The sequence below is a fragment of the Aeribacillus sp. FSL W8-0870 genome (assembly GCF_037963755.1).
In the GTDB taxonomy this organism is placed as follows: Bacteria; Bacillota; Bacilli; order Bacillales; family Aeribacillaceae; genus Aeribacillus; species Aeribacillus composti.
This window is the reverse complement of sequence record NZ_CP150165.1, coordinates 427501-450683: the sequence shown is the minus strand read 5'-3', so window position 1 is coordinate 450683 and position 23183 is coordinate 427501. Positions and strand designations below refer to the sequence as shown.

Below are 23183 nucleotides of genomic sequence, written 5' to 3'. Positions count from 1 at the left end.
GGCGGGGATGCTAGCCTTGTCGGCGAGACAGATGAACACATCATCTGACTTCCTGGCTGGGAAAGCATGCCCGCAGAAGCTCCATGTCAAGTTTCGTCGCAAACCCACTGTTTTGGTGGTCTACTTCAACACTACCACAGTTAAGGAGAGTTTAAAAATGAGAAACAGACGAACATTCACTGTAGAATTCAAGGCTCAAATGGTCAAGCTTTATGAAAATGGGAAACCAAGAAAAGATATTATTCGTGAATATGATTTAACGCCTTCAGCCTTGGACAAATGGATCAAACAAAGCCAAACATCCGGTTCATTTAAGGAAAAGGACAATCGTTCTCCAGAAGAAAATGAATTGATCCAGCTTCGAAAAGAAAACAAGCGTTTATTGATGGAGAATGATATTTTAAAGCAAGCCGCGCTGATACTAGGACAAAAGTAAATGTGATCAAGAATAACAGACACAAATACTCGATATCAGCAATGTGCGATGTCCTACAACTTCCAAGAAGCACCTATTATTACGAAGCAAAAGAAAAAAGTAATGCAGAAGATAAACTGACAGCCGCCATTCTGGAAATTTTCCAGAAAAGCCGAAAAAACTATGGTACACGTAAAATCAAACATGAATTAGAGAAGCTTGGTATGATTGCCTCAAGACGAAGAATTGGCAGAATCATGAAAGAAAACGGGCTAGTATCAAATTATACGGTTGCCCAGTTTAAACCTCATGTAGATAAATGCAATGAATCAAAAGTTGAAAATGTGTTAAAACGAGAATTTGATCAACAAAAAGAATGAACAGTTGTGGTTAGTGACTTAACATACGTTAGAGTAGAAAAAAGCTGGCATTACATCTGTTTATTTGTCGATCTTTATAATCGAGAAATTATTGGTCATAGTGCAGGCCCAAACAAAAATGCCCAGCTAGTCTACCAAGCTTTATCGACCGTGAAAGCAGATTTACGGCAAATTCAATGATTCCACACAGACAGAGGCAATGAATTCAAGAACAAGACAATTGATGAAGCTCTAGATACTTTTCAGATTAATCGGTCGTTAAGCATGAAGGGCTGCCCCTATGACAACGCAGTAGCTGAAGCAACCTTTAAAATTATCAAAACAGAATTTGTTAAGGGTAGATATTTCGAAAATTTAGACCAATTGAAACTGGAATTAGATGATTATGTTCATTGGTTTAATCATATTAGAATACATGGAACACTTGGGTATTTAAGCCCGGTGGAGTACAAAGAGAAACACCTCAAAAAAATTGTCTAGTTTAGTGTTGACATACCAATTTAATGTAAAAAGTGGGAGTATTACTACTTTGGATTATACTTAAAAATTCACAGAGATGAAGACAACGAATATCTATTTAATGAAAATGTAACATTGTTACCAGATGAAAAAGGATGTTTTATATAAACATATAATAATTCACTTATATAATTAAAAAAATAAGAATTGTCTACAATTTACACACGCCATCTAAAATACAATCAAAAACAATTCCTTTCATAATCTGTTCCAGTTCGCTAATACTCCTCTCCATATAGTCTTTACCAAAGTTTTTTACAAAATATTTTTCTTCTCCTTTATGTATAAGCTTCACTATAACCTTAAACTCCTCATTATTAATAAATTCGATCTTCTCAACACAAAAATTCTTCATATATCATCTCCTAACACAGCGTATTTATCATCTATTTATCAATTTAAGTTGATCACTTGTTATATTATTTTTCGGTGAATTATTGATAATTTCTTTTAATTGTTCAAGTTCATCATCAGTCAGACTCAAGTTTGACAGAGTACACTAAAGAAAAGCCCGAAAATACTGGTGTTTTGGACTTTACCCACAACACGTACCACTACACTTGTTAGTGGCACGTGTTTTTTTCTAATACTCTAGGAGGCGCTTGTGTGACAAGTGCTTCAAATGCTAGATTTGCTTGACCTTGTAATTCTGTACGAACGATTTGCTCTTCACCATTCACGCGTATTTTCGAGGCCTTCATCTGGCTTACATCATGCAAAATATCCTTTACACTTGTTTGGCATCCTATTTCTTTTAGCTTATAGGCCAAAAAGGATTCCATGACAAGCGCAAGGAAACAAACCATGATATGGCCTCGAATACGAGATTCCACTCGATGGTACATCGGGCGAAGTTCTAGATTCGACTTCAGGTTACGAAAGGCTTGTTCCACTCTCCACAACTCTTTATAGGCAAGTGCTGCCTCTTCATCCGTTAATGACGAGTTGGTCCGAATGGCGTACTTTCCGTCAAACTTTTCGTCATTGGATACCTTCTCTTCATCAATTTTGGCCGATGCTTTTTCTATCGTTAAAAACTTGGAATACGCACGGTTTTTGACGAGTCCAGATGGACCGAGTTCATCAAGCTTCGATTGAAGGTTTTCTAACACGACTTGACGACTCGCTCGATCACGTTCTTCAGCGTCCGGATTGTAACAGAGTACATACGTTTCGCCATCGATTTTCTTTGACTTCACTTTTAGATTCGGGAGAACCTTCTTATATGGCCCACGGATGGATAATAGCTCTTGGGCTTTCTTCGACTTTCGTAATTTGACACCCACAATATATTCCATGCCCAGTTCACGAATTTGATCTAAGTTGGCTTCACTAACCATTCCGCGGTCTCCCACTAGAATGACTTTCTGAATAGGATAGCGCTTCTTCAGGTCTCCAACCACCATGCCAAATGTCTTCGTATCATGCATGTTTCCAGGGAAGACTTGATGCCCAATCGGAATCCCTGTTTTGGTCATTAATAAGCCAATCACGACTTGTTTTCGATCTCCACGATGATCTTTGGAGTAACCATAGTGAGCCAGCAGTTCGTCTGCTTCCTCTCCTTCGAAATAGGTGCTTGTCGTGTCGTAAAACACGATATCTACTTCTAATGAGGTTAAATCGGTTAAATGTCCATAAAGTTGTTCCTCAATTTTTTCTTTTTGTTCACTTAAGAAGTCTAATGCACGATAGTAGTGATGGAGTTGGATGTCTGAAAGACCTTCTGCATAAATCGTGTCGATCCATTGTTTGAAGATATAATGCTTACTATTGGGATCCATGAGACGGTTTAACACCATGGCAAAAATGGCTTCGTCATACTGAGAAGCAGCCTCGGAATCATCCATGATTTTACGTAATAGCCGACCAAGCCCTAACTTTTCCCATACCTTTCGGAACAGATAAACCGGCCCAAACTCTTTTGTCCAAAGCACGGAGACAGAAGAGGAAGACCCTTGCCCGTGAATTCGGTCAAAGTAACGCTCTGAAAATTTGGCTAATCCCTCGATTATGTTATCGACAGAGCCATTCTCTAATAAATGTTCTAACCTCCCTAGATTACAAAGCGTTTGTTGCCGAACTTTATTGTCTACACGAAATGTACGACATATTTGTAGATATTGACGAACAGAACCATTTTTATTTTTTTGCTTATTAATTCGAATATACATAGCACTAATAGTATAACATATATTACATATTATTGGATATACAAAAGTTATCCACATAACACTACATAATGATTATATTTTCGATAAAAAAAGTGGATAACTATTGGTATAATCACCTTTAGTTATCCACATGTAGTGAAATGGTGTCAAACTTGAGTCAGAAAGCCAAGATTTTTGAGTACAAATTTTATTCCCTTTTCGGTTAATGAAGCATGTCGATTTGATTCATTCACAGTATCACAATAAAGGTCGATATAACCCTTCTTATGAAGGTAATCATATTCTTTTTTATTATTTCGATAATCTTCATGTACTGATACAATTTGACGAAGGTTATAATCATTAGCAATACAAATATCACGAAGAACTCTTAATATTAACAAATGATTCTCATTTAATTTAAGAAAGTATTTCAAGTAACATTTTCTTACTTTATTTTTATTTCGTTCATTTTCTTCCCTCCTGATAAATTGCATCACCACTAAATCAATATCGCCATTGGCAAAATACTGTACTGCTCCAATGTACTGCCATTCATCTGTTCCTTTTAGCTTTATATAATGAGCAAATGTTACACTATAATCAGATTCACTTACTGTTTCCGTCTTTATTTCAAACAAATCACTGGCTTTTATCATCTTCTTCCCTCCAAATAAAAAAAGCACCCTGAAAAAAGGATGCTTATACACAATTTTTATTAATTTTTTGATTAACTATTGAATTATACGTTAGCATAATTCAATAGGGCATTACAAAATTCCTTCTTTTTTAAAAAATTTACAACGAAAAAGACCTCCATATGGTTATTGAGGAGGTCTTTAATGACTGATAAAAGCAGGAGACAAAACTCCTGCCCCATTTCAAAGATACACAAAACTTCCATTTGGAAGCCTATTGTCACTAAAGTGACTAAATAATTTTTTGAAATGGTGTAAATATTTTATGCACTGTTGACAAAAATATGATTATTAAATGAAATTGGGGAAGACAATTTCTCCCCCTAACAAAACTCAAAAGATTGAGCCATTTGCCTTGTTTAAGGCTAAATAAATTTTATGAGTCCATTTTAAAGTATTATATAAGGGTTTGTCAATAGATTTATTTTAAACCTAATTGATTTTTTACTTTTTTATTTATTTCTTTGAATAATTCATTTTTTATCTTACCTACTCTTTTATCTAATCGAGCTTTATCAATTGTTAGTATTTCTGTAACATTTATTCTAGATGGATCTTTATCTAGTTTGCCATAATACATATCATTATTAGTGAGTTTGACATGAAACGTTTCGTTAATATTATTTCCATCACCTTTAATCGTTAATACATTAACGGTATCAGCAAACATATTTCCGGTGTCGTTTTGTAATATTAAGACCAAATGATTTTCACAGAGTTCGCTACCTATATTCTCTCCAATTAGAGCATTGTAAATTTGACCTCGTTTAACTTGAATAGGATGAATTTTATTAGGATTAGCATTTCTTTTTTTTTTGATTTTGAATTGCTAATTCATGTAATGAGCATTCAATAGGTATATTTTTTATAATCCCCTCTGCTTTAGGAAAGTATTCTTCTTTCATTTTTGGTTTTAGATCTTGAACTTCCTTAACAAGTTTTGACATTTTTTCTTCAATACTCATTCTATCATCCTCCAATCTTCTCTATATTTTACCATATTTCGAGAATGATAGGAGGAATTTCCTAGTAACTTCGACAAGAGAAAACACATTTTACGGTGAACTCGGCAGGATTCGAACCTGCAAACCGCACAGTATTCAAACTGGCTGCTCTAACCGTTGAGCTACGAGTCCAAAAAGAAAAAATAAAAAACCACATTCCCAGAATGTAGTTTTCATCACCAATTCTTTTCAATCTCATTACTAAATTTCTTCATAAACAAATATTGGTTCAACGCAATCAAAAACAATAACACATAAATAAACACGCCAATTCCACCAGCTACATAATAATTAACATTTACTTTAAATAGCGTTTCAATCAACCAAGCAATTCCACACGCTAAAGCCGCAAATACAGTACACCACATCAAAGAAATAATAGCTGTGATAACTTTTTGTGATCTATCATTTTAAACATTTGATTTATTCCCTTTCACTTAGCATGATATTCTTCAATTACCTTGCATAAGTAAACATCTACACCATTTTCGTTTTCATCATTTTTTCTTCGTTCAAATTCTGCCTTTGCTTCCTCGTATGTATCAAATATTTCTTGCCCGGCATCACAATAATCACTAAAAACAGCATGTTTATCCTTAAAGCCATTCTCCCAATCCTCAAACGAACACTGTCCACATTCCATTTCTCCAGCTTTCTCATACGGGATTTTTAAACCACATTTAGTACATTTAAACTAGGAATTTCAATTTTTTTCATTCAATTCACCTTTCTAATTGATTATATTACCTTCTTAATCTCAAACTCTATCCAATCGCCTTGCTGCAACAACTTCAAAGTACAATAACGGTAAAAATCATCATCAAAAGGAACTTCTTTATACTGCCTAAAATTAATTATGTAATGCATATACATTTCCGCATATTCAGGTTTATCATTAAAAAACTCAATCACATTCTTTTTCCATTGTTCGTCTATGTAGGCATGTGCAGCTTTTTCATCATAATTAAATTTCTTTAAAATATCCTCATTCGGCTTAAAAAGTTCTTCTTCCTTATAAGCATATTGACCATCAATCAATAGTTGATAAATTCACCTAGAAGCGTTTCATAATTTCTTATGTTCGCTTTTGTTGTGTTTTTGAATTTCCGATCTTCTAAAAAATCTTGATATGCAAATTTGAGCAACAAAAAAGGACTACCTCCCTTCTTTATAGGAAGTAGTCCTTACGATTGAATATATTTGTTTCTGCGACTAGTTCTCTTGGCAATTATTACATCATTCCGCCCATGTCAGGCATGCCTGGGTTGCCGTTACCTTTGTTTTCTTCTGGTTTGTCAGCAACAACTGCTTCAGTTGTTAAGAACATAGCGGCAACGGATGCTGCGTTTTGAAGAGCAGAACGAGTTACTTTTGTTGGGTCAACGATACCAGCTTCGATCATGTTCACCCATTCGCCTGTAGCAGCGTTAAAGCCGATTCCAACTTCTTCTTTTTTCAAGCGTTCAACGATAACAGAGCCTTCTAAACCAGCGTTGTGAGCGATTTGGCGAACTGGCTCTTCTAAAGCGCGAAGAACGATGTTTACACCAGTTTGAACGTCGCCTTCTGCTTCAATTTCAGCAACTTTTTTGTAAACGTTAACTAGAGCTGTACCACCACCGGAGACAATTCCTTCTTCCACTGCTGCACGAGTGGAGTTAAGAGCGTCTTCGATGCGAAGTTTACGTTCTTTCAATTCTGTTTCAGTAGCGGCACCAACTTTGATAACTGCTACGCCGCCAGCTAATTTTGCTAAGCGCTCTTGAAGTTTTTCTTTATCAAATTCAGAAGTTGTTTCTTCCAATTGAGCTTTAATTTGATTTACGCGAGCTGCAATTTTGTCGCTTGCGCCTGCGCCTTCAACAATTGTAGTTGTTTCTTTCGTTACAACAACTTTTGCAGCGCGGCCTAATTGAGAAATAGTAGCGCTCTTAAGATCTAAACCTAAATCTTCTGTAATAACTTCACCATCTGTTAAAATGGCGATATCTTCTAACATTGCTTTGCGGCGGTCACCGAATCCAGGAGCTTTTACAGCTACAGCATTAAATGTACCGCGAAGTTTGTTCACAACTAATGTTGCTAAAGCTTCGCCTTCAACATCTTCAGCAATGATTAATAAAGGTTTGCCTTGTTGTACAACTTGCTCAAGAACTGGCAAGATTTCTTGGATGTTAGAGATTTTCTTGTCAGTAATTAAAATGTATGGATTTTCAAGAACAGCTTCCATTTTATCAGAATCTGTTACCATGTATGGAGAAGCATATCCGCGGTCAAACTGCATTCCTTCTACAACGTCAAGCTCAGTAGTGAAACCTTTAGATTCTTCAATAGTGATAACGCCATCGTTACCAACACGTTCCATTGCTTCAGCAATTAATTTACCTACTTCATCATCCGCAGCAGAAATAGCAGCAACTTGAGCAATTGATTCTTTTCCTTCAATTGGTTTAGAAATTGCTTTTAATTCTTCAACAGCTGTAGCAACTGCTTTTTCAATTCCTTTACGTACACCCATTGGGTTTGCGCCAGCTGTTACGTTTTTAAGTCCTTCGCGGATCATTGCTTGAGCTAAAACTGTTGCAGTAGTTGTACCGTCCCCAGCAACATCGTTTGTTTTGCTAGCAACTTCTGCAACTAATTTTGCACCCATGTTTTCAAATGGATCTTCTAATTCAATTTCTTTTGCAATCGTAACGCCATCGTTTGTAATTAACGGAGAACCGAATTTTTTCTCAAGAACAACGTTACGGCCTTTTGGTCCTAAAGTAACTTTAACCGCATCTGCTAATTTATCCACACCACGCAGCATTGCACGACGTGCTTCTTCACTGAATTTAATTTCTTTTGCCATGTTGCGAAAACCTCCTCAAAATTTAAATTGTCTATGATATTGGGCTGTCTCTATTAGCCGATCACAGCCAAAATGTCGCTTTCACGCAAAATTAAGTATTCTTTGCCGTCATATTTTACTTCTGTGCCGGCGTATTTTGAGAAGATAATGCGATCGCCAACAGCAACTTCAACTGCAACACGTTCACCGCTGTCTAATACACGACCAGTACCAACTGCTACTACTTTACCTTCTTGAGGTTTTTCTTTAGCTGTGTCAGGCAATACGATGCCGCTTGCTGTTTTTTCTTCTGTTTCAACAAGTTCAATTACAACGCGATCACCTAATGGCTTTAACAAGGGAAACAACCTCCTCAAATATCTTTTGAGATTTTCAAAATTTATTCCTTATTCATTATTAGCACTCATTGCTATCGAGTGCTAACACCAATTATTATATTAAAGAAACCTCCTCTATTTTTCAAGTCTCTTTTAAAAAAATTTTAACATCCTCCATTAAGTGCTTTCCTTGTTAAAAGTGTGAGTAAAATGTTTGTGGGAGAAATTCTTAGAAGTTCCCCGATGAGGGGGTTGGGAACGTAGGTTCGCAATCCCCCTCATCGGGGCCAGCAAGCGAAGCGCGGTAGGATCCCAAGCAGGAAACATGAAAAAGGACTCTCTCCCTGGTAAGATGATCATTGTCCACACCATCAAACAGGAGGAGAGAGTCCCATGAATATTCAACAACATCTTACCACAAATTCGTTGACATGGAAAGAGATCGAACTTGATTTGTTTCGAGCCTTGCAAAACGCCTTCACCGAGCTGTTTACGGCTTTGTTGGAGGACATCGACCGACAATTGGCGGAAACCCGGGACAAGCGCCGGTACCACTTGAAAGACAAACGACGCACCACGATTCAAACCCTGTTTGGCGAAGTTACCTTTGAGCGAAACTACTATTTAGACCGAGAACAAAACCGTTACACGTTTTTGCTTGACTCCTTTTTAGCGTTTGATGGATCACAGTCAATCAGCCCTTGTCTAGAAGAAACAGCGGTGGGATTGGCTGTGGAGTGCTCTTCCTATCGCAAAGCGGCTCATACGCTTGCCCAGATGGTCGGGTATCCGGTGATGAGCCATGAGGCGATCCGCCAGTTGGTGCTCGAGGCTGAAGTTCCGCTGCACTGCCCGGTTGACCAGCGATATGGACGGGTGCTGTTTGTGGAGGCCGATGGACTGTTTGTCTCTCGCCAAGGGAAGGGAAAACGGGCCAAGGAAGACAAAATCCTGACCGTTCACGAAGGGTGGAAGCGCAACGGCTCACGGATCGAATTCGTGAATCAGCGCCATTACGTCCATGAGGGCAAGAGGGAGGTGTGGGAAGGCTTCGAGGAATTTTTGATGAACGAATATGCCTATGATCCGTGTCGGGATCTTCTTGTCATCAACGGGGACGGCGCTCCATGGATTACCGCGTGCCAGGAGTATTTCAAAGGACGGGTCTGCTTCCAATTGGATCGATTCCACGTGGCGCGTGAGTTGCGCCAATGCCTCTCGGGCCATCCACGGTGGCAGGCGATTCGGCAAAAGCTGGCGAAGCAGGATGAAGAGGGGTTGCTTGTGGAACTGAACAGCGCCCTCGGCACGCTGGGGGACGAAGCGAAAGAACAACAGCTGGCTGCCTTGATCCACCGGATTGAATCGATGCCGGGATGCATCCGTGATTACCGGGAATGGCTGAAGGAGCAAGGAGTGGACACAACGGGCATGTATCCGATGGGGAGGGCTGAAAGCGTGATGAGCCAGCTGGCGTATCGGGTGAAATACCGCCGCAGTTGGACAGACAAGGGACTCAGGACGTTTTTCAAGGCAATGATTGCCCGGATGGATGGGATTCGTCTTTTCGGACGTCGTTTCGGAGAAGAATCGTCGCATCCGGCGGAGGAAACGGCATCTACCAAACAGACGATCGTGAACAAGGCGAAACAACGCGTCCGCCGTCTTCTTCCGGAGGTAACGCGGAAACAAGCCATATTTACAGCAATCGTCCGGGACTCCGATCTATCATGCCCTGTCTGAACTCAAGGGATGGTAAAAAAAGGTATACATATCGGTCTGTCATGGCAAGGGATGAGAGTCCGAAAGCGCTTACGGATGAAATTCAAAAAAATGGTTCGCCAATCTATGACTTACACCTGTTTTCAGCGAACCAAAAAAGTTCCCACAAAGTCTTGACTGACTCTTGTTAAAATTGTTTTTCTTTCTTTAAAACATTGTGTGTTAAAATAGTCATATGAATCTTTTATAAAGGAGAACTATTCGTGAAAAATCAATATTGGTGGATCATCATTACGTACATCATTATGCAGCTCTCATCCTATATTGGAGTTCCCCTTTTTTATGAACTGGGTGTTGGCGACGATGAAAATCTCAATGCAGGACTTTTTCAAGCGCAAGCATATTGGTCGATTACAAGTTTTACTGCTGCGTTCGTCATTATTTTATTTCTCCTTCGTCATGAACGGAAAAATAATGTCCGGATTGAAAAAGCTTCTTTCGGCGAATCTGCCATATGGGCTGTTTTCGGAGTTTTTTTAGCTTTTTTCATTCAAACAATCGTTGGCAATATTGAAATATATGTACTTAAAGTTAATCCGATGTCGGAAAATACTCAAGTTATTATGGATTTAATTGAAGCAACGCCTTATTTGATTATTGTCACATCAATAATAGGACCGATTCTTGAAGAAATTATCTTCCGAAAAATTATTTTCGGGGTGATTTATCAAAAAACGAATTTTTGGATCGGCGCGCTTGTCAGCTCGCTATTGTTCGGCATCGTGCATGGGGAACCTGAACTTTTATTGCGTTATACAGCAATGGGGTTTACGTTCGCTTTTTTATATTATAAAACAAAACGCATATTAGTCCCTATTTTTGCCCATACAATGATGAATACAATCGTAGTCATCATTCAAACAATTTATCATGATGAGATTGAAAACATGATGAAGCAAATGGAACAAATACAAATCATTATTGGAGGCAGCTAAGATTATGAATTTTCATCCCGTTTCCATGGGACTCTTCTATTTTATCATGGGAGTTCTATTTACATATTTAGCAATTCATCATGCTGAAAATGGTATGTGGACAGCTACAAATATGATTTTAATGATTTTAGCCACGTTTGATTTTGCTGTTTCCATCCGCATGTTCACTTTCTCATATAAAATTCGGAAAGCAAAAAACAACCGATGAGGTGTAATGATATTATCCCTCTTGTGTAGACAGTAGGAAAAAAGCCTATACTGTCTTCACAAGAGGGATATGTTTATAACAGCCCATCGGTTTTACTTTTGATCTGATTCTTTTATTTGAGAAGACTGTGCTTTTTTGTAAGCAAATCTTGAAACAATGATACTTATTTCATACAAAATGAATAGCGGAATCGTGACCATTAAATGCGACACAATTTCAGGCGGCGTAATAATCGCTGCGATAACAAGCAATACAAAATACGCATATTTTCTAACCTTTGCCAAAAACGCCGGATTGATGATCCCGAGTCTTGTTAAAAACATAATGACAACGGGAAGCTGAAACAACAGTCCGAAAGGCAATGTTAACTGCAGCAGGAAACGAAAGTATTCATTTATTCCTATCATTTGTTGAATGTTTAAATCATTGGAAAGCCGCCCCATAAAATCGATGACAAAAGGAAACAAAATAAAATAAGAGAAGCTTATTCCTAAAAGAAATAAAGCAACCGACAACGGTATATAGCTTAATGTGACCCGCCTTTCTTTTTCATACAGTCCTGGGCTGATAAACGCCCAAAGCTGGTACAATAAAACAGGGAAAGTTAGAATTAAAGCAATAATAAATGTAATCTGCATATAAACGATCAATGGATCTGCAGGACGAAAAGCATTTAAGGCGAATTGCTTTGCTTCATCAGTTTGCTGTAAAAAAACAATAATTGGCTTCGCTATGAAAAAGCCAGTAATCATAGCAACGAAAAAGAAAACGACTACAATAATCAGCCGTTTTCTAAGCTCCGCTATATGCTCCAACACGGACATTTTTTTTTCGCTCATCATTATTCATCCATTCTTCTTGCTATTCATTTTTCTTGTTTTCTTCATCATCGTCTGCTAAGCCCTTCGTGGCACTTTTAAACTCCTTTAATGATTCTCCTATAGCTTTTCCAAGCTCAGGAAGTTTTTTCGGCCCGAAAACAAGCAGAGCTGCAAATACAATCAACAGCAAGCTTCCAATTCCAATTGTTGGCATTTAATATCACTCCTTCAATCTTCATTCGAATAATGTTTTAAAAAATATGCAAGAGCCTGAAGTTCAACAGATAGATCGATATGATGAATCCGAATTTTATCCGGAACATTTAAGCGAGCCGGCGTAAAATTTAAAATGCCTTTTATGCCTTTTTCCACTAATCGATCCGTTATTCCTTGAGCGGCGGTTGCCGGGACCGTTAATATCGCAACAGGCACATCATCAGGCAATTCACTTTCTAGCTGATCCAAATGATAAATTGGAACTCCACCAATTTTCATTCCTACTTTTCGTTTATTAATGTCAAATGCAATAACAATTTGTGTGTTGTTATTTTTTGTAAAATTGTAATTTAAAAAAGCTGTTCCCAAATTTCCGACGCCAATGAGGGCAACTTTGGTCAACTCATCTTGGTCAAGAGTCTTTCTAAAAAATGATAACAAATAATTGACATTATATCCATAACCTTTTTTGCCCAGCGCTCCGAAATATGAAAAGTCCCTTCTAATTGTCGCAGAATCTACTTTTACTGCTTCACTCAGTTCTTGAGAGGAAACACGTTGTTTTCCCGAGGCATGTAAATTTTGCAAAAACCGATAATATAGAGGTAATCTTTTTGCAGTTGCTTGCGGTATCTTAGATTGATCTTGATTCAATGCTCATCCCTCGCAATCCAAAACAACCTGACTAATTTTGTTTTTAACTATGTTTTCTAGCAAGCGGCTGCTCGCCTGTATGAAACAATATCAGACTGATAACGCTTCCATCCTGATCTTCTTCTTCGTCTACATTTCTTTTTATTTGTTTTTTCTCCAAACTCTCCTTATATAAAAACTATACACTATTTTTTTATTCGTGTCTTTTGAACGATTGTTACAATTTCTTGTCCTTTTGTTCATCAGGTCAGTTGCCTGCAGTCAAATATATAGGCTACACTTATTCTAGCAAAGATTGAGGTGAACTATGGATGATTTTATTGCAGTTAAACAAAATCACAAAATATTATGGTGCTGACCTTATTTTATCGAATATTAAGCTGGAAATCCAAACAGGAGATAAAATCGCCGTTGTAGGCCGCAATGGAGCCGGAAAATCAACATTATTGAAAATCATTGCCGGTGAAATGCCCTTTGATTCTGGTGAAATTGTGAAGCCAAAAGATTTAACAATCGGCTATCTGGCACAAAACACAGGATTAGAATCAACTAAGTCGATATGGGATGAAATGCTAACCGTTTTTGAAGAGTTGCGGAACATCGAAGCTGAGCTGCGAAATATTGAACAAAAAATGGCAGCTATCTCCTCAGCTGGAGATTCTCATGCTTTGCAAAGCTTAATGAAGGAATATGATTCACTCCAACATTTATATAAAGAAAATGGCGGATATCAATATGAGGCGGATATCCGTTCTGTGCTGCATGGATTAGGGTTTGCTGATTACGACTATTCAACTAAAATTTCGGTTTTGAGCGGAGGACAAAAAACCCGGTTAGCACTCGGAAAGCTCCTGTTGAAAAAACCGGATCTGCTCATACTCGACGAGCCGACAAACCATCTTGACATGGAAACATTAAACTGGCTCGAACAATATTTACAGCATTATAATGGAGCGGTTCTAATTGTTTCCCACGACCGGTACTTTTTAGATCGCGTTGTCAACACTGTTTATGAAATATCACGAACAGTTTGTACGAAGTATGTTGGGAATTACAGCGCTTATTTAAAACAAAAAGCGGAAGCGTACGAAAGGGAATTAAAACAATTTGAAAAACAGCAAGAAGAAATCGCGCGGATGAAAGATTTTATTCAACGAAACTTAGCAAGAGCATCGACAACGAAACGTGCGCAAAGCAGAAGGAAAATGCTTGAGAAAATGGAAATACTGGACAGACCCGCTGGGGACGAGAAGTCAGCCAGCTTTTCCTTCGAAATCGAAAAGCAAAGCGGCAATGACGTGTTAAAAGCCATTGATTTGTCCCTTTCCTACGATCAAAAAACTCCGATCGTGAAAAATATTAACTTTTCGATCAACAGGAAGGACTCAATTGCCTTAATAGGGCCAAACGGAGTTGGAAAATCTACCTTATTAAAAACGATCATCAACCGCTTAAAGCCGCTGAGCGGAAAAATTCAGTTTGGATCTAATGTCCAAATCGGATATTATGACCAGGAACAAGCGGATTTGTCTTCATCTAAACGGGTTTTAGATGAATTGTGGGATGACTATCCCGAAAAAACAGAAAAAGAAATCCGAACGGTTTTAGGGAATTTTCTTTTTTCAGGAGATGAAGTGCTGAAAACCGTCTCGTCTTTAAGCGGAGGAGAAAAAGCTCGGCTCGCTTTAGCGAAATTAATGCTAAAAAAAGCTAACTTTCTGATCATGGATGAACCTACGAATCATCTGGATCTCGACAGCAAAGAAGTATTGGAAAACGCTCTGATAAATTTTCCTGGAACAATCTTGTTTGTTTCGCATGATCGTTATTTTATCAACAAAATCGCGACCAAAATTTTTGAATTATCCACAGAAGGCATTGCCGAATATATCGGGGACTATGATTATTACATTGCAAAAAAAGCGGAGATGATCGAGCTTGAACAGTTGAAAGAACCAACTATCGAAACCAAAGAGCAAAAACAAGGAAAATTATCTTATGAACAAGAAAAAATATTGAAAAAAAAGGAACGGCAAAGACAGCGCCGCATTGAAGAACTTGAAAACAAAATAGCAGAAATTGAAGAAGCGATCGCTGAAAACAATGAAATGCTTTGCGATCCAAATATATACCAAGATCATGAAAAAGCTCAAAAACTTCATGATCAAAATGTCATGTTAACGGAACAACTAGATCAGCTGATAGAGGAATGGGAATCACTTCTTTCTGAATAACCGGCTCATGCCGGTTTTTTATTTATTTTGTTTCCTTCAGCATGTTTCTCTCAAACAGTTATCCACATCATTAGTTCCTTACCTTATAATATTTTTCTTATTTGTTCACATTATCCACAACAAACCCCTTTAGTTATCCACATGTTTCACCTTGTTTTTTCTTCTTCTATTTCAATGTTTCGTCTTATTTATCCAAAATGAAGATTTTCTTTGTGGATAACCTGTGGTTAATCGAGTAGGAGGGGGTGACTAACCCCCGACCTCTCACACCACCGTACGTACCGTTCGGTATACGGCGGTTCAATTAAGTATGACGTAGTGCTTGATATCTTTCGAATAGACTTCTTAACCCTCGACGCTTCCAATAGGAGTTGTCGAGGGTTTTGTGTAGAATGGGACTGCAGGCAATCCGCCAATATTTCTTGCGTGTATTGCCCCATTCGAATGCTTTATGGCTTGGAACTTCTAATCCTCTGAGTTTCCGAATTCTTGTTTTCGGGGTTTTCCATTCTTTCCACAAACACATCCGAAGCCTTCGTCTAATCCATTCATCAAATTCTTTGAACTTACTTGGTGTTTCTGCCAAGGCAAAATATCCGCACCATCCCATTAAATACTTATTCAGTTTCTCAATCCTTTTCTCCATTGGATACGGTTTCGACCTTGATGTAATTTCACGAATCTTGTTCTTCAAACGTTTCACACTTTCGTTCGCAATCCGTACCTTTGGAGTCTTATTGAGTGTGAAGCTGAAACCGAGAAACTTCCGTTTCCAAGGACGGTCTACCGCCGATTTCTCTTTATTTACCTTGAGCTTTAACTCCTTCTCTATAAAGTTCGTAATGGAGTTCATGACACGAATTCCTGCTTTCTTTGTTTTCACATAGATGTTACAGTCATCCGCATACCGAACAAACTTATGTCCACGTTTCTCAAGCTCTTTATCCAATTCATGAAGCATGATGTTTGATAAAAGTGGACTAAGCGGGCCGCCTTGAGGCGTTCCCATGTCCGTTTCCATTACCACTCCATTGATCATCACGCCTGATTGAAGATACCGGCGAATTACCTTCAGTAGAATTCGATCTTTGATCGTTTTCGCCAAGATCCCCATCAGTTTGTCGTGATTCACCTTGTCAAAGAATTTCTCTAGGTCTATATCGACTACCCAACGATATCCTTCTTTGATATAACCCTTTGCTTCCCTAACCGCATCATGTCCCCTTCTACCTGGTCGGAAACCATAGCTATGGTTCGAGAAGGTCGGATCAAAGATTTTCGTCAACACTTGGGCAATCGCTTGTTGGATGAAACGATCCGTCACGGTAGGGATCCCTAGAAGTCTTACTCCACCGTTCGGTTTCGGGATTTCGACTCGACGGACGGGTAAGGGCTTGTAGGTTCCTTCTCTCAACGACTGTCGAATGGAGTCCCAATTTTCGTAGAGGTGTCTTCGTAGGTCTTTTACGGACATGCCATCTACTCCGTGACCTCCTTTATTCTGTTCGACTCGTTTCAGTGCCGCCAGGAGATTTTCCCGTGACAAAATCATTTCCATCAACATTGATATCCTCTCCACGTGAACGAATTCTTCTATTTGTGCCATCTTCTGCTCCACCCTCTTGAAGTCCCCCGTGGGATTCACCACTTCCTCCTTCAAGTAAGTCCTATCGGATTGTCTGCTTCCACACAGAAGGTGAACGCCTAGCGATTCGTTCTCCTTAATTGTTCAGTCCTTCCTCTTTCGTCTCGAGCTCGAAAAGAGTACTATGACTTCTGCTGACTTCTGACTGTTCAGTTATCTATCACTAGATAGGTTACCAAGGTTACTTGGCGTGCCAGCCAGACCTCCCCGGGTAAGTACATGCACTTTCACACCATCTATCCGCCTCATTTACTCGATATGACCTTCGACAGAAAGAGCTTTGTTTTGTTTCGCAAACTCACTCAATCATACCTAGCCTTATATGAGGTTCGTGTTCCTCGGACCGGTGTTTTGCCTCCAGCTTCCTTCAGATTCCGCGTCACCACGGACACCCTTGCTCTTGGCTAACCTCTACTTCTGTCTTCGGGGTTCGGGACTTACACCCTATAGTTCATGTACATGCCGGGCGCACAAACAAAAAAATAGGGCCGCTGTTCATTCGACCCTATTTTGCCTCTATATATATGACGTTAATTCCAATCCAGGATGAGCATTCATACGATAATCACCGAAAATTCCTTTTTCATAAAGTACATCAGCGAAAGCTGCAATCATGGCCGCATTATCTGTGCATAAGGACAATGGTGGAATGACGAGGTCGATCCCTTTTTTCTTTTTGAATGCTTTCTCCATAGCAGTTCTTAATCCTTTATTCGCCGCTACTCCGCCTGATAAAAGAACTTGCTTAGCTTGATACTTCTCACTGGCACGAACAGTTTTTTCCACTAAAACTTCTACAACACTTTGCTGAAAACTTGCAGCCATATCTTTCGGATCTATCGTGATCCCTCTTTGCGCCGCGTTATGAAGAGTGTTAATCACCGCTGACTTCAGCCCGCTGAAACTAAAATGAAACGAGCCTTCTTCAAGCCATGCTCGCGGCAAATCAATGGAAGCAGTTCCTTCATGTGCTAGCCTGTCGATATGAGGCCCGCCCGGATAAGGCAGGTTTAATGTTCGCGCTACTTTATCATAAGCCTCTCCTGCTGCATCATCAAGTGTTTCCCCAATCACCTCAAAACAACCGTGCTCCTTCATATAGACAAGCTCTGTATGGCCGCCGGAAACAACTAATGCAATCAGCGGGAAAGAAAATTCTTTCACAAGACGGTTCGCATAAATGTGTCCTGCAATATGATGTACTCCGATTAGTGGAAGATCATACGCAAAAGCTAAAGCCTTTGCGGCATTGACTCCAATCAATAATGCACCAACCAGCCCCGGTCCTTCTGTCACGGCTATGGCGTTCAAATCGTGATACGAAAGATTCGCCTGTTTTAACGTTTCTTCTAATACGAGAGTAATTTGCTCGACATGATGGCGTGAAGCGATTTCTGGAACGACTCCGCCAAAACGTTTATGGCTTTCAATTTGGGAAGCAACGACTTGTGCAACAATTTCTTTTCCGTTTTTCACAATGGCAGCTGCTGTTTCATCACAGCTTGTTTCAATTCCTAAAATTAATCGATCTTTCATTATAAATTCACCTGCATTAATATCGCATCTTCTTGGTTATCCGTATAATAGTTTTCCCGGATTCCGATTGGTTCAAAATTCAATTTCTTATATAATGATTGCGCAACCGTATTCGAAACTCGGACTTCTAATGTAACGGTTTTGGCTCCTTTTTCTTTTGCTACGTTTAAAACGCTTCTAAGCAGGGTCTCTCCCAGCTTTTTTCCCCGATACGCTGGAGAAATAGCAATATTGGTAATCTGCCCATCATCAACAATCACCCATAAACCGCAATAACCTACAACTTTTCCTTCATATTCTATTACTAAATAAGTAGCAAAATGGTTATGGACCAATTCCCGATAAAATGATTCCTTTGTCCAAGGAACCGAAAATGACAGCTGTTCGATTTCATAAACACGATGTATATCTTCAACTGTCATTTTTCGAACATTTACTTGATTATTAATCATGTTGACGTTTTTTGCTGCTCGATCCATTTCGCTTCCGCCTCTGCTAACCTTAAATAATTTGGCACAAACTGATGAACATTGACTGCTTCTCTAGTCATTCCCAGCAAACCTAGCAATCCCGGACGCGGCTGGTGCAATGACGGATCCCCGATGACTGCCAACTCACCCATTATTTCTTTGATCAGATCTAAATGAAGAGAAACATCATTCCCTAAAAAGAGCACCCGCTTTTTGAGCTGTTTTATTTCATTCAACCAATCTTCTAGCAGAATATTTCTGTCTTCTTTCACACAAAGTATGTTTTCTTTAAATTCATACAGCCCGGTATAAACTCGTCCTCTTCTTGCATCAAATAAAGGGCAAATCAATCCGTCAAAAAAACGCCCGTTCAGCGCAAGCACTTCAAGACTGGAAACGCCCGTTAAAGGAATGTTTCTAGCCCATGCAAGCGTCTTAGCAATTGTTACACCGATTCGCACACCAGTATAAGAGCCAGGACCTTGGGCAACCACAATCTTTGTTAAGTCGCTGGGCTGAACGTGGCACTCTTTCAAAAGATAATCAACTGCCGGCATTGCACGAACAGAATGGTTTTTTTTCAAGTTCGTCATATATTCGCCAATAATTTTAGTTTCGTCTACTAACGCAATGCCTAAACAGTCGTTTGATGTATCAATCGCTAATACCGTCATCAGTGAAAAACTCCTTACACAGCTTAATATATCTTTTTCCCTTCGGCCTAAAAATTAGAGATCTTGCATTGTCCTGAATGTAACGGATGAATATATCCAGTCTTTCCTCCGGCAGTTGATCTTCTATATAATGCGCCCACTCTACAACTGTTACACCGTCTCCATCAAAAAACTCATCAAACCCTAAATCCTCATCGCTATTTTCAATCCGATAAACGTCCATATGATAAAGCGGCAGTCTGCCGTCTGTATACTCCTTCATGATTGTAAAAGTAGGACTGTTCACTGTTCTGCCAATGCCCAAACCTTTTGCCAGTCCTTTCACAAATGTAGTTTTGCCTGCTCCAAGATCTCCTTCAAGCGTAATCACATCGCCCGCTTGTAAGTGCTGAGCCAGCTTCATCGCCATATTCCCTGTCTCTTCAGGATTTGTTGTTTTTATTTCAAATTGATCCAAATGAATCACCTTTTTTAAAATGATTGTAGCCTTTGCTTAATAGCCGTTTGCGAATATTTTTTTCTTGCAAATAAACCGATGGGCTGCCTTCAAATACTTCTCCGATCTTCGTTATGCGTATTCCTTCTTGCTCGCATTTTTTTTTCAATACTTCAAAGGAATGTTTAGAAGTCGTTCCTACCAGTTCAAAATCTTCTCCTCCAGTGATAGCCCACTCAAATTGCTTTTCTAACGGCAATAATTGTATTGAATCACTTAATGGAAGAAGATCTTTATGTACGACGATTTGTACGTTGCTCATGTCAGCTATCTCATTCAATTCGCTTGCAATACCGTCACTAATATCATTAAGGCTCGCCCGATCCACTTCAGAAATAATCCTGCCCGCTTTTACTTGCGGCTTCGGACGTCTATGGCGAGATACTAAATATTGATAATCTTCCTCCGGCAAATTGAACTCATCGTTTAATAGAAGGTGCAATCCAGCAGCTGAATCCCCCAGAGTACCCGTAACAAAAACCACATCCCCCGGTCTTGCTGAGCTTCTCAATTGGGCTTTCCCGCGTTCAACTTCTCCAATCAAGGTGACGGTGATGACGAGGTGATCAGCAATAGAAACAGTATCTCCACCGATTAAATCCACTTTATATTTTTCTGCGGCATCTGCCATTCCTTTGTATATAGATTGTAAGTCTTTCTCGTGCCATCGAGAGGGAATCGCAATGGAAACTAAAAAATACTTTGGAATCCCGCCCATTGCGGCAATATCACTAATGTTCACTGCCAAACATTTAAAGCCGATATCAAAAGGCTCCATTGTTTTACGTAAAAAATGAACCCCTTCGACCATTGTGTCTGTGCAGACTATTTGCTGAAAACCTTTATTCGGTGTGTAAACTGCGGCATCGTCACCTATTCCGACAACAAGGCCTTCATGAAAATAATGTGCTGGCCGAATACTTCGGATAAACTCAAATTCATCCTGAATTGACATATAAAACCTCTTTCTTTAAAAGATGCTCTCCTAAAGAATCCAATTCAATCCTCTTGTATAGTTTACCGCATATGTTTAGCTTATCCAAGATATTCATAAAATAAAAAAACGAAACGTTGAACGTTTCGTTAGTTGTTCGTATATTGTTGTAATGGCGGTCCCGACGGGAATCGAACCCGCGATCTCCTGCGTGACAGGCAGGCATGTTAACCGCTACACTACGGGACCATTGGTTGCGGGGGCAGGATTTGAACCTGCGACCTTCGGGTTATGAGCCCGACGAGCTACCGGACTGCTCCACCCCGCGATAATTTAGAAAGCTTATATTCAAATGAATTGCCTGGCAGCGTCCTACTCTCGCAAGGGACAAACCCTCACTACCATCGGCGCTGAAGAGCTTAACTTCCGTGTTCGGGATGGGAACGGGTGTGACCTCTTCGCCATTGCCACCAAGCAATTTTTTTCTATTCATTGTTCCATTCAGTTCGATGGACAACTACTATTATAACTTTTTGATCGCAGTTGTCAACACTTTTTTGAATATCATTCTTTCAAAACTAGATAACGGTTCCTTCACGAATAGATGCTCTTTCTTGGTTAAGTCCTCGATCGATTAGTATCCGTCAGCTCCACGTGTCACCACGCTTCCACCTCGGACCTATCTACCTCGTCATCTTCAAGGGATCTTACTCGCGTTTAGCGATGGGAAATCTCATCTTGAGGGGGGCTTCACGCTTAGATGCTTTCAGCGCTTATCCCTTCCGCACATAGCTACCCAGCGGTGCCCCTGGCGGGACAACTGGTACACCAGCGGTGCGTCCATCCCGGTCCTCTCGTACTAAGGACAGCTCCTCTCAAATTTCCTGCGCCCGCGACGGATAGGGACCGAACTGTCTCACGACGTTCTGAACCCAGCTCGCGTACCGCTTTAATGGGCGAACAGCCCAACCCTTGGGACCGACTACAGCCCCAGGATGCGATGAGCCGACATCGAGGTGCCAAACCTCCCCGTCGATGTGGACTCTTGGGGGAGATCAGCCTGTTATCCCCGGGGTAGCTTTTATCCGTTGAGCGATGGCCCTTCCATGCGGAACCACCGGATCACTAAGCCCGACTTTCGTCCCTGCTCGACTTGTAGGTCTCGCAGTCAAGCTCCCTTCTGCCTTTGCACTCTCCGAATGATTTCCAACCATTCTGAGGGAACCTTTGGGCGCCTCCGTTACCTTTTAGGAGGCGACCGCCCCAGTCAAACTGCCCACCTGACACTGTCTCCCGCCCCGATCAGGGGCGCGGGTTAGAATGTCAGTACAGCCAGGGTAGTATCCCACCGTCGCCTCAGCGCAAGCTGGCGCTCACGCGTCTCTGGCTCCTACCTATCCTGTACAAGCTGTACCCACATTCAATATCAGGCTGCAGTAAAGCTCCACGGGGTCTTTCCGTCCTGTCGCGGGTAACCTGCATCTTCACAGGTACTATAATTTCACCGAGTCTCTCGTTGAGACAGTGCCCAGATCGTTACGCCTTTCGTGCGGGTCGGAACTTACCCGACAAGGAATTTCGCTACCTTAGGACCGTTATAGTTACGGCCGCCGTTTACTGGGGCTTCGGTTCGCACCTTCGCTTTTCGCTAAGCGCTCCCCTTAACCTTCCAGCACCGGGCAGGCGTCAGCCCCTATACTTCACCTTACGGTTTCGCAGAGACCTGTGTTTTTGCTAAACAGTCGCCTGGGCCTTTTCACTGCGGCTCATCATGGCTTATCACCTTGATGAGCACCCCTTCTCCCGAAGTTACGGGGTCATTTTGCCGAGTTCCTTAACGAGAGTTCTCTCGCTCACCTTAGGATTCTCTCCTCGCCTACCTGTGTCGGTTTGCGGTACGGGCACCTCTCACCTCGCTAGAGGCTTTTCTTGGCAGTGTGGAATCGGGAACTTCGGTACTTCCTTTCCCTCGCCATCACAGCTCAAGCACACGGCAAGCGGATTTGCCTGCTTGCCAGCCTAACTGCTTGGACGCGCACATCCAGCCGCGCGCTTGCCCTATCCTCCTGCGTCCCCCCATTGCTCAAACGGTGAGGAGGTGGTACAGGAATATCAACCTGTTGTCCATCACCTACGCCTTTCGGCCTCGGCTTAGGTCCCGACTAACCCTGAGCGGACGAGCCTTCCTCAGGAAACCTTAGGCTTTCGGCGGAGGGGATTCTCACCCCTCTTTCGCTA

The 23183-nt window shown here is 40.5% G+C and carries 21 protein-coding genes, 3 tRNA genes, 2 rRNA genes and 2 pseudogenes (1 of these 28 running past the window's edge); 5 read left to right on the top strand and 23 right to left on the bottom strand.

Annotated features, from left to right (window positions below; all coding sequences use genetic code 11):
• Positions 1-157 precede the first annotated feature (157 nt).
• Positions 158-1275, top strand: a pseudogene (locus tag NSU02_RS02360) (IS3 family transposase).
• A 190-nt stretch (positions 1276-1465) separates the two neighbouring features.
• On the opposite strand, the gene NSU02_RS02355 reads toward NSU02_RS02360, so the two are convergent.
• From NSU02_RS02355 to groES, 10 genes are all read right to left on the bottom strand, one after another.
• Complete coding sequence (locus NSU02_RS02355) at positions 1466-1609, bottom strand: hypothetical protein (protein WP_339194067.1); 144 nt, start codon at positions 1607-1609, stop codon at positions 1466-1468.
• Positions 1610-1877: 268 nt separating this feature from the next.
• The gene (locus tag NSU02_RS02350; RefSeq protein ID WP_339192846.1) at positions 1878-3488 is read right to left on the bottom strand and encodes an IS1634 family transposase; all 1611 of its coding nucleotides are present in this window, start codon (positions 3486-3488) and stop codon (positions 1878-1880) included.
• 146 nt (positions 3489-3634) lie between these two features.
• Positions 3635-4126 (bottom strand): hypothetical protein, encoded by a 492-nt coding sequence (locus NSU02_RS02345; RefSeq protein WP_339194065.1) that lies wholly within the window; start codon positions 4124-4126, stop codon positions 3635-3637.
• Between the two features lie 460 nt (positions 4127-4586).
• On the bottom strand, positions 4587-4895 hold the full coding sequence (locus NSU02_RS02340) for a type II toxin-antitoxin system PemK/MazF family toxin (protein ID WP_339195643.1): 309 nt from the start codon (positions 4893-4895) through the stop codon (positions 4587-4589).
• Between the two features lie 67 nt (positions 4896-4962).
• Entirely contained in the window at positions 4963-5130 is a 168-nt protein-coding gene (locus NSU02_RS02335; protein WP_339194063.1) for a hypothetical protein, read from the bottom strand.
• A 96-nt stretch (positions 5131-5226) separates the two neighbouring features.
• Positions 5227-5301: transfer RNA gene (locus tag NSU02_RS02330), tRNA-OTHER, on the bottom strand.
• Between the two features lie 301 nt (positions 5302-5602).
• Complete coding sequence (locus NSU02_RS02325) at positions 5603-5812, bottom strand: hypothetical protein (RefSeq protein ID WP_063388697.1); 210 nt, start codon at positions 5810-5812, stop codon at positions 5603-5605.
• A gap of 95 nt (positions 5813-5907) precedes the next feature.
• Entirely contained in the window at positions 5908-6207 is a 300-nt protein-coding gene (locus tag NSU02_RS02320; RefSeq protein WP_339194060.1) for a hypothetical protein, read from the bottom strand.
• Between the two features lie 193 nt (positions 6208-6400).
• Complete coding sequence (groL, locus tag NSU02_RS02315) at positions 6401-8023, bottom strand: chaperonin GroEL (RefSeq protein ID WP_063388690.1); 1623 nt, start codon at positions 8021-8023, stop codon at positions 6401-6403.
• 53 nt (positions 8024-8076) lie between these two features.
• Positions 8077-8361, bottom strand: coding sequence for a co-chaperone GroES (gene groES / locus NSU02_RS02310; RefSeq protein WP_063388689.1), 285 nt, complete (start codon positions 8359-8361; stop codon positions 8077-8079).
• Between the two features lie 372 nt (positions 8362-8733).
• Between groES and NSU02_RS02305 the strand changes: the two are divergent.
• The 3 genes and pseudogenes from NSU02_RS02305 (at position 8734) to NSU02_RS02295 (ending at position 11265) form a co-directional block, all read left to right on the top strand.
• Positions 8734-10099: pseudogene (locus NSU02_RS02305) on the top strand (ISLre2 family transposase).
• A 226-nt stretch (positions 10100-10325) separates the two neighbouring features.
• On the top strand, positions 10326-11057 hold the full coding sequence (locus NSU02_RS02300; RefSeq protein ID WP_339194057.1) for a type II CAAX endopeptidase family protein: 732 nt from the start codon (positions 10326-10328) through the stop codon (positions 11055-11057).
• A gap of 4 nt (positions 11058-11061) precedes the next feature.
• Complete coding sequence (locus NSU02_RS02295; protein ID WP_063388687.1) at positions 11062-11265, top strand: YdiK family protein; 204 nt, start codon at positions 11062-11064, stop codon at positions 11263-11265.
• 92 nt (positions 11266-11357) lie between these two features.
• On the opposite strand, the gene tatC is transcribed toward NSU02_RS02295, so the two are convergent.
• From tatC to NSU02_RS02280, 3 genes are read right to left on the bottom strand one after another with little or no spacing between them, the layout of a single operon-like run.
• Positions 11358-12104, bottom strand: a complete 747-nt coding sequence (tatC, locus tag NSU02_RS02290; RefSeq protein WP_066248101.1) for a twin-arginine translocase subunit TatC — start codon at positions 12102-12104, stop codon at positions 11358-11360.
• A 22-nt stretch (positions 12105-12126) separates the two neighbouring features.
• Positions 12127-12300, bottom strand: a complete 174-nt coding sequence (locus NSU02_RS02285) for a twin-arginine translocase TatA/TatE family subunit (protein ID WP_063388685.1) — start codon at positions 12298-12300, stop codon at positions 12127-12129.
• 14 nt (positions 12301-12314) lie between these two features.
• A complete protein-coding gene (locus NSU02_RS02280; RefSeq protein WP_063388684.1) occupies positions 12315-12956 on the bottom strand; it encodes a redox-sensing transcriptional repressor Rex in 642 nt (213 codons plus the stop codon).
• Positions 12957-13267: 311 nt separating this feature from the next.
• On the opposite strand from NSU02_RS02280, the gene NSU02_RS02275 reads away from it, so the two are divergent.
• Positions 13268-15190 (top strand): ABC-F family ATP-binding cassette domain-containing protein, encoded by a 1923-nt coding sequence (locus NSU02_RS02275; RefSeq protein ID WP_066248100.1) that lies wholly within the window; start codon positions 13268-13270, stop codon positions 15188-15190.
• Positions 15191-15494: 304 nt separating this feature from the next.
• On the opposite strand, the gene ltrA is transcribed toward NSU02_RS02275, so the two are convergent.
• The 10 genes from ltrA to NSU02_RS02225 form a co-directional block, all read right to left on the bottom strand.
• On the bottom strand, positions 15495-16754 hold the full coding sequence (gene ltrA / locus NSU02_RS02270; protein WP_094245397.1) for a group II intron reverse transcriptase/maturase: 1260 nt from the start codon (positions 16752-16754) through the stop codon (positions 15495-15497).
• 597 nt (positions 16755-17351) lie between these two features.
• Positions 17352-18371 carry a tRNA (adenosine(37)-N6)-threonylcarbamoyltransferase complex transferase subunit TsaD gene (tsaD, locus tag NSU02_RS02265; protein ID WP_339194054.1) on the bottom strand — a complete coding sequence of 340 codons (1020 nt, stop codon included), beginning with the start codon at positions 18369-18371 and terminating at the stop codon, positions 17352-17354.
• A complete protein-coding gene (gene rimI / locus NSU02_RS02260; protein WP_063388681.1) occupies positions 18371-18850 on the bottom strand; it encodes a ribosomal protein S18-alanine N-acetyltransferase in 480 nt (159 codons plus the stop codon). Before rimI ends, tsaD begins: the two co-directional genes overlap by 1 nt.
• Positions 18820-19515 carry a tRNA (adenosine(37)-N6)-threonylcarbamoyltransferase complex dimerization subunit type 1 TsaB gene (gene tsaB, locus NSU02_RS02255; protein ID WP_066248096.1) on the bottom strand — a complete coding sequence of 232 codons (696 nt, stop codon included), beginning with the start codon at positions 19513-19515 and terminating at the stop codon, positions 18820-18822. Before tsaB ends, rimI begins: the two co-directional genes overlap by 31 nt.
• The gene (tsaE, locus tag NSU02_RS02250) at positions 19496-19972 is read right to left on the bottom strand and encodes a tRNA (adenosine(37)-N6)-threonylcarbamoyltransferase complex ATPase subunit type 1 TsaE (RefSeq protein WP_144598518.1); all 477 of its coding nucleotides are present in this window, start codon (positions 19970-19972) and stop codon (positions 19496-19498) included. Before tsaE ends, tsaB begins: the two co-directional genes overlap by 20 nt.
• Positions 19959-20966, bottom strand: coding sequence for a thiamine-phosphate kinase (gene thiL, locus NSU02_RS02245; protein ID WP_144598519.1), 1008 nt, complete (start codon positions 20964-20966; stop codon positions 19959-19961). The genes tsaE and thiL overlap by 14 nt, the downstream gene beginning before the upstream one ends.
• A 152-nt stretch (positions 20967-21118) precedes the next feature.
• Positions 21119-21194 (bottom strand) — tRNA-Asp (locus tag NSU02_RS02240).
• A gap of 2 nt (positions 21195-21196) precedes the next feature.
• A tRNA-Met gene (locus NSU02_RS02235) sits at positions 21197-21273 on the bottom strand.
• Positions 21274-21304: 31 nt separating this feature from the next.
• Positions 21305-21420 (bottom strand): 5S ribosomal RNA (rrf, locus tag NSU02_RS02230).
• A gap of 139 nt (positions 21421-21559) precedes the next feature.
• A 23S ribosomal RNA gene (locus NSU02_RS02225) occupies positions 21560-23183 on the bottom strand (it continues 1308 nt past the right edge of the window).

What these genes read in the sequence shown, in the direction of transcription:
- NSU02_RS02350 (WP_339192846.1), bottom strand. Translation starts at nt 3,488, where the DNA reads ATGTATATTCGAATTAATAAGCAAAAAAATAAAAATGGTTCTGTTCGT.
- NSU02_RS02345 (WP_339194065.1), bottom strand. Translation starts at nt 4,126, where the DNA reads ATGATAAAAGCCAGTGATTTGTTTGAAATAAAGACGGAAACAGTAAGT.
- NSU02_RS02335 (WP_339194063.1), bottom strand. Translation starts at nt 5,130, where the DNA reads ATGAGTATTGAAGAAAAAATGTCAAAACTTGTTAAGGAAGTTCAAGAT.
- NSU02_RS02325 (WP_063388697.1), bottom strand. Translation starts at nt 5,812, where the DNA reads ATGGAATGTGGACAGTGTTCGTTTGAGGATTGGGAGAATGGCTTTAAG.
- groL (WP_063388690.1), bottom strand. Translation starts at nt 8,023, where the DNA reads ATGGCAAAAGAAATTAAATTCAGTGAAGAAGCACGTCGTGCAATGCTG.
- NSU02_RS02295 (WP_063388687.1), top strand. Translation starts at nt 11,062, where the DNA reads ATGAATTTTCATCCCGTTTCCATGGGACTCTTCTATTTTATCATGGGA.
- tatC (WP_066248101.1), bottom strand. Translation starts at nt 12,104, where the DNA reads ATGAGCGAAAAAAAAATGTCCGTGTTGGAGCATATAGCGGAGCTTAGA.
- NSU02_RS02285 (WP_063388685.1), bottom strand. Translation starts at nt 12,300, where the DNA reads ATGCCAACAATTGGAATTGGAAGCTTGCTGTTGATTGTATTTGCAGCT.
- NSU02_RS02275 (WP_066248100.1), top strand. Translation starts at nt 13,268, where the DNA reads ATGATTTTATTGCAGTTAAACAAAATCACAAAATATTATGGTGCTGAC.
- ltrA (WP_094245397.1), bottom strand. Translation starts at nt 16,754, where the DNA reads ATGTTGATGGAAATGATTTTGTCACGGGAAAATCTCCTGGCGGCACTG.
- tsaD (WP_339194054.1), bottom strand. Translation starts at nt 18,371, where the DNA reads ATGAAAGATCGATTAATTTTAGGAATTGAAACAAGCTGTGATGAAACA.
- rimI (WP_063388681.1), bottom strand. Translation starts at nt 18,850, where the DNA reads ATGGATCGAGCAGCAAAAAACGTCAACATGATTAATAATCAAGTAAAT.
- tsaB (WP_066248096.1), bottom strand. Translation starts at nt 19,515, where the DNA reads ATGACGGTATTAGCGATTGATACATCAAACGACTGTTTAGGCATTGCG.
- thiL (WP_144598519.1), bottom strand. Translation starts at nt 20,966, where the DNA reads ATGTCAATTCAGGATGAATTTGAGTTTATCCGAAGTATTCGGCCAGCA.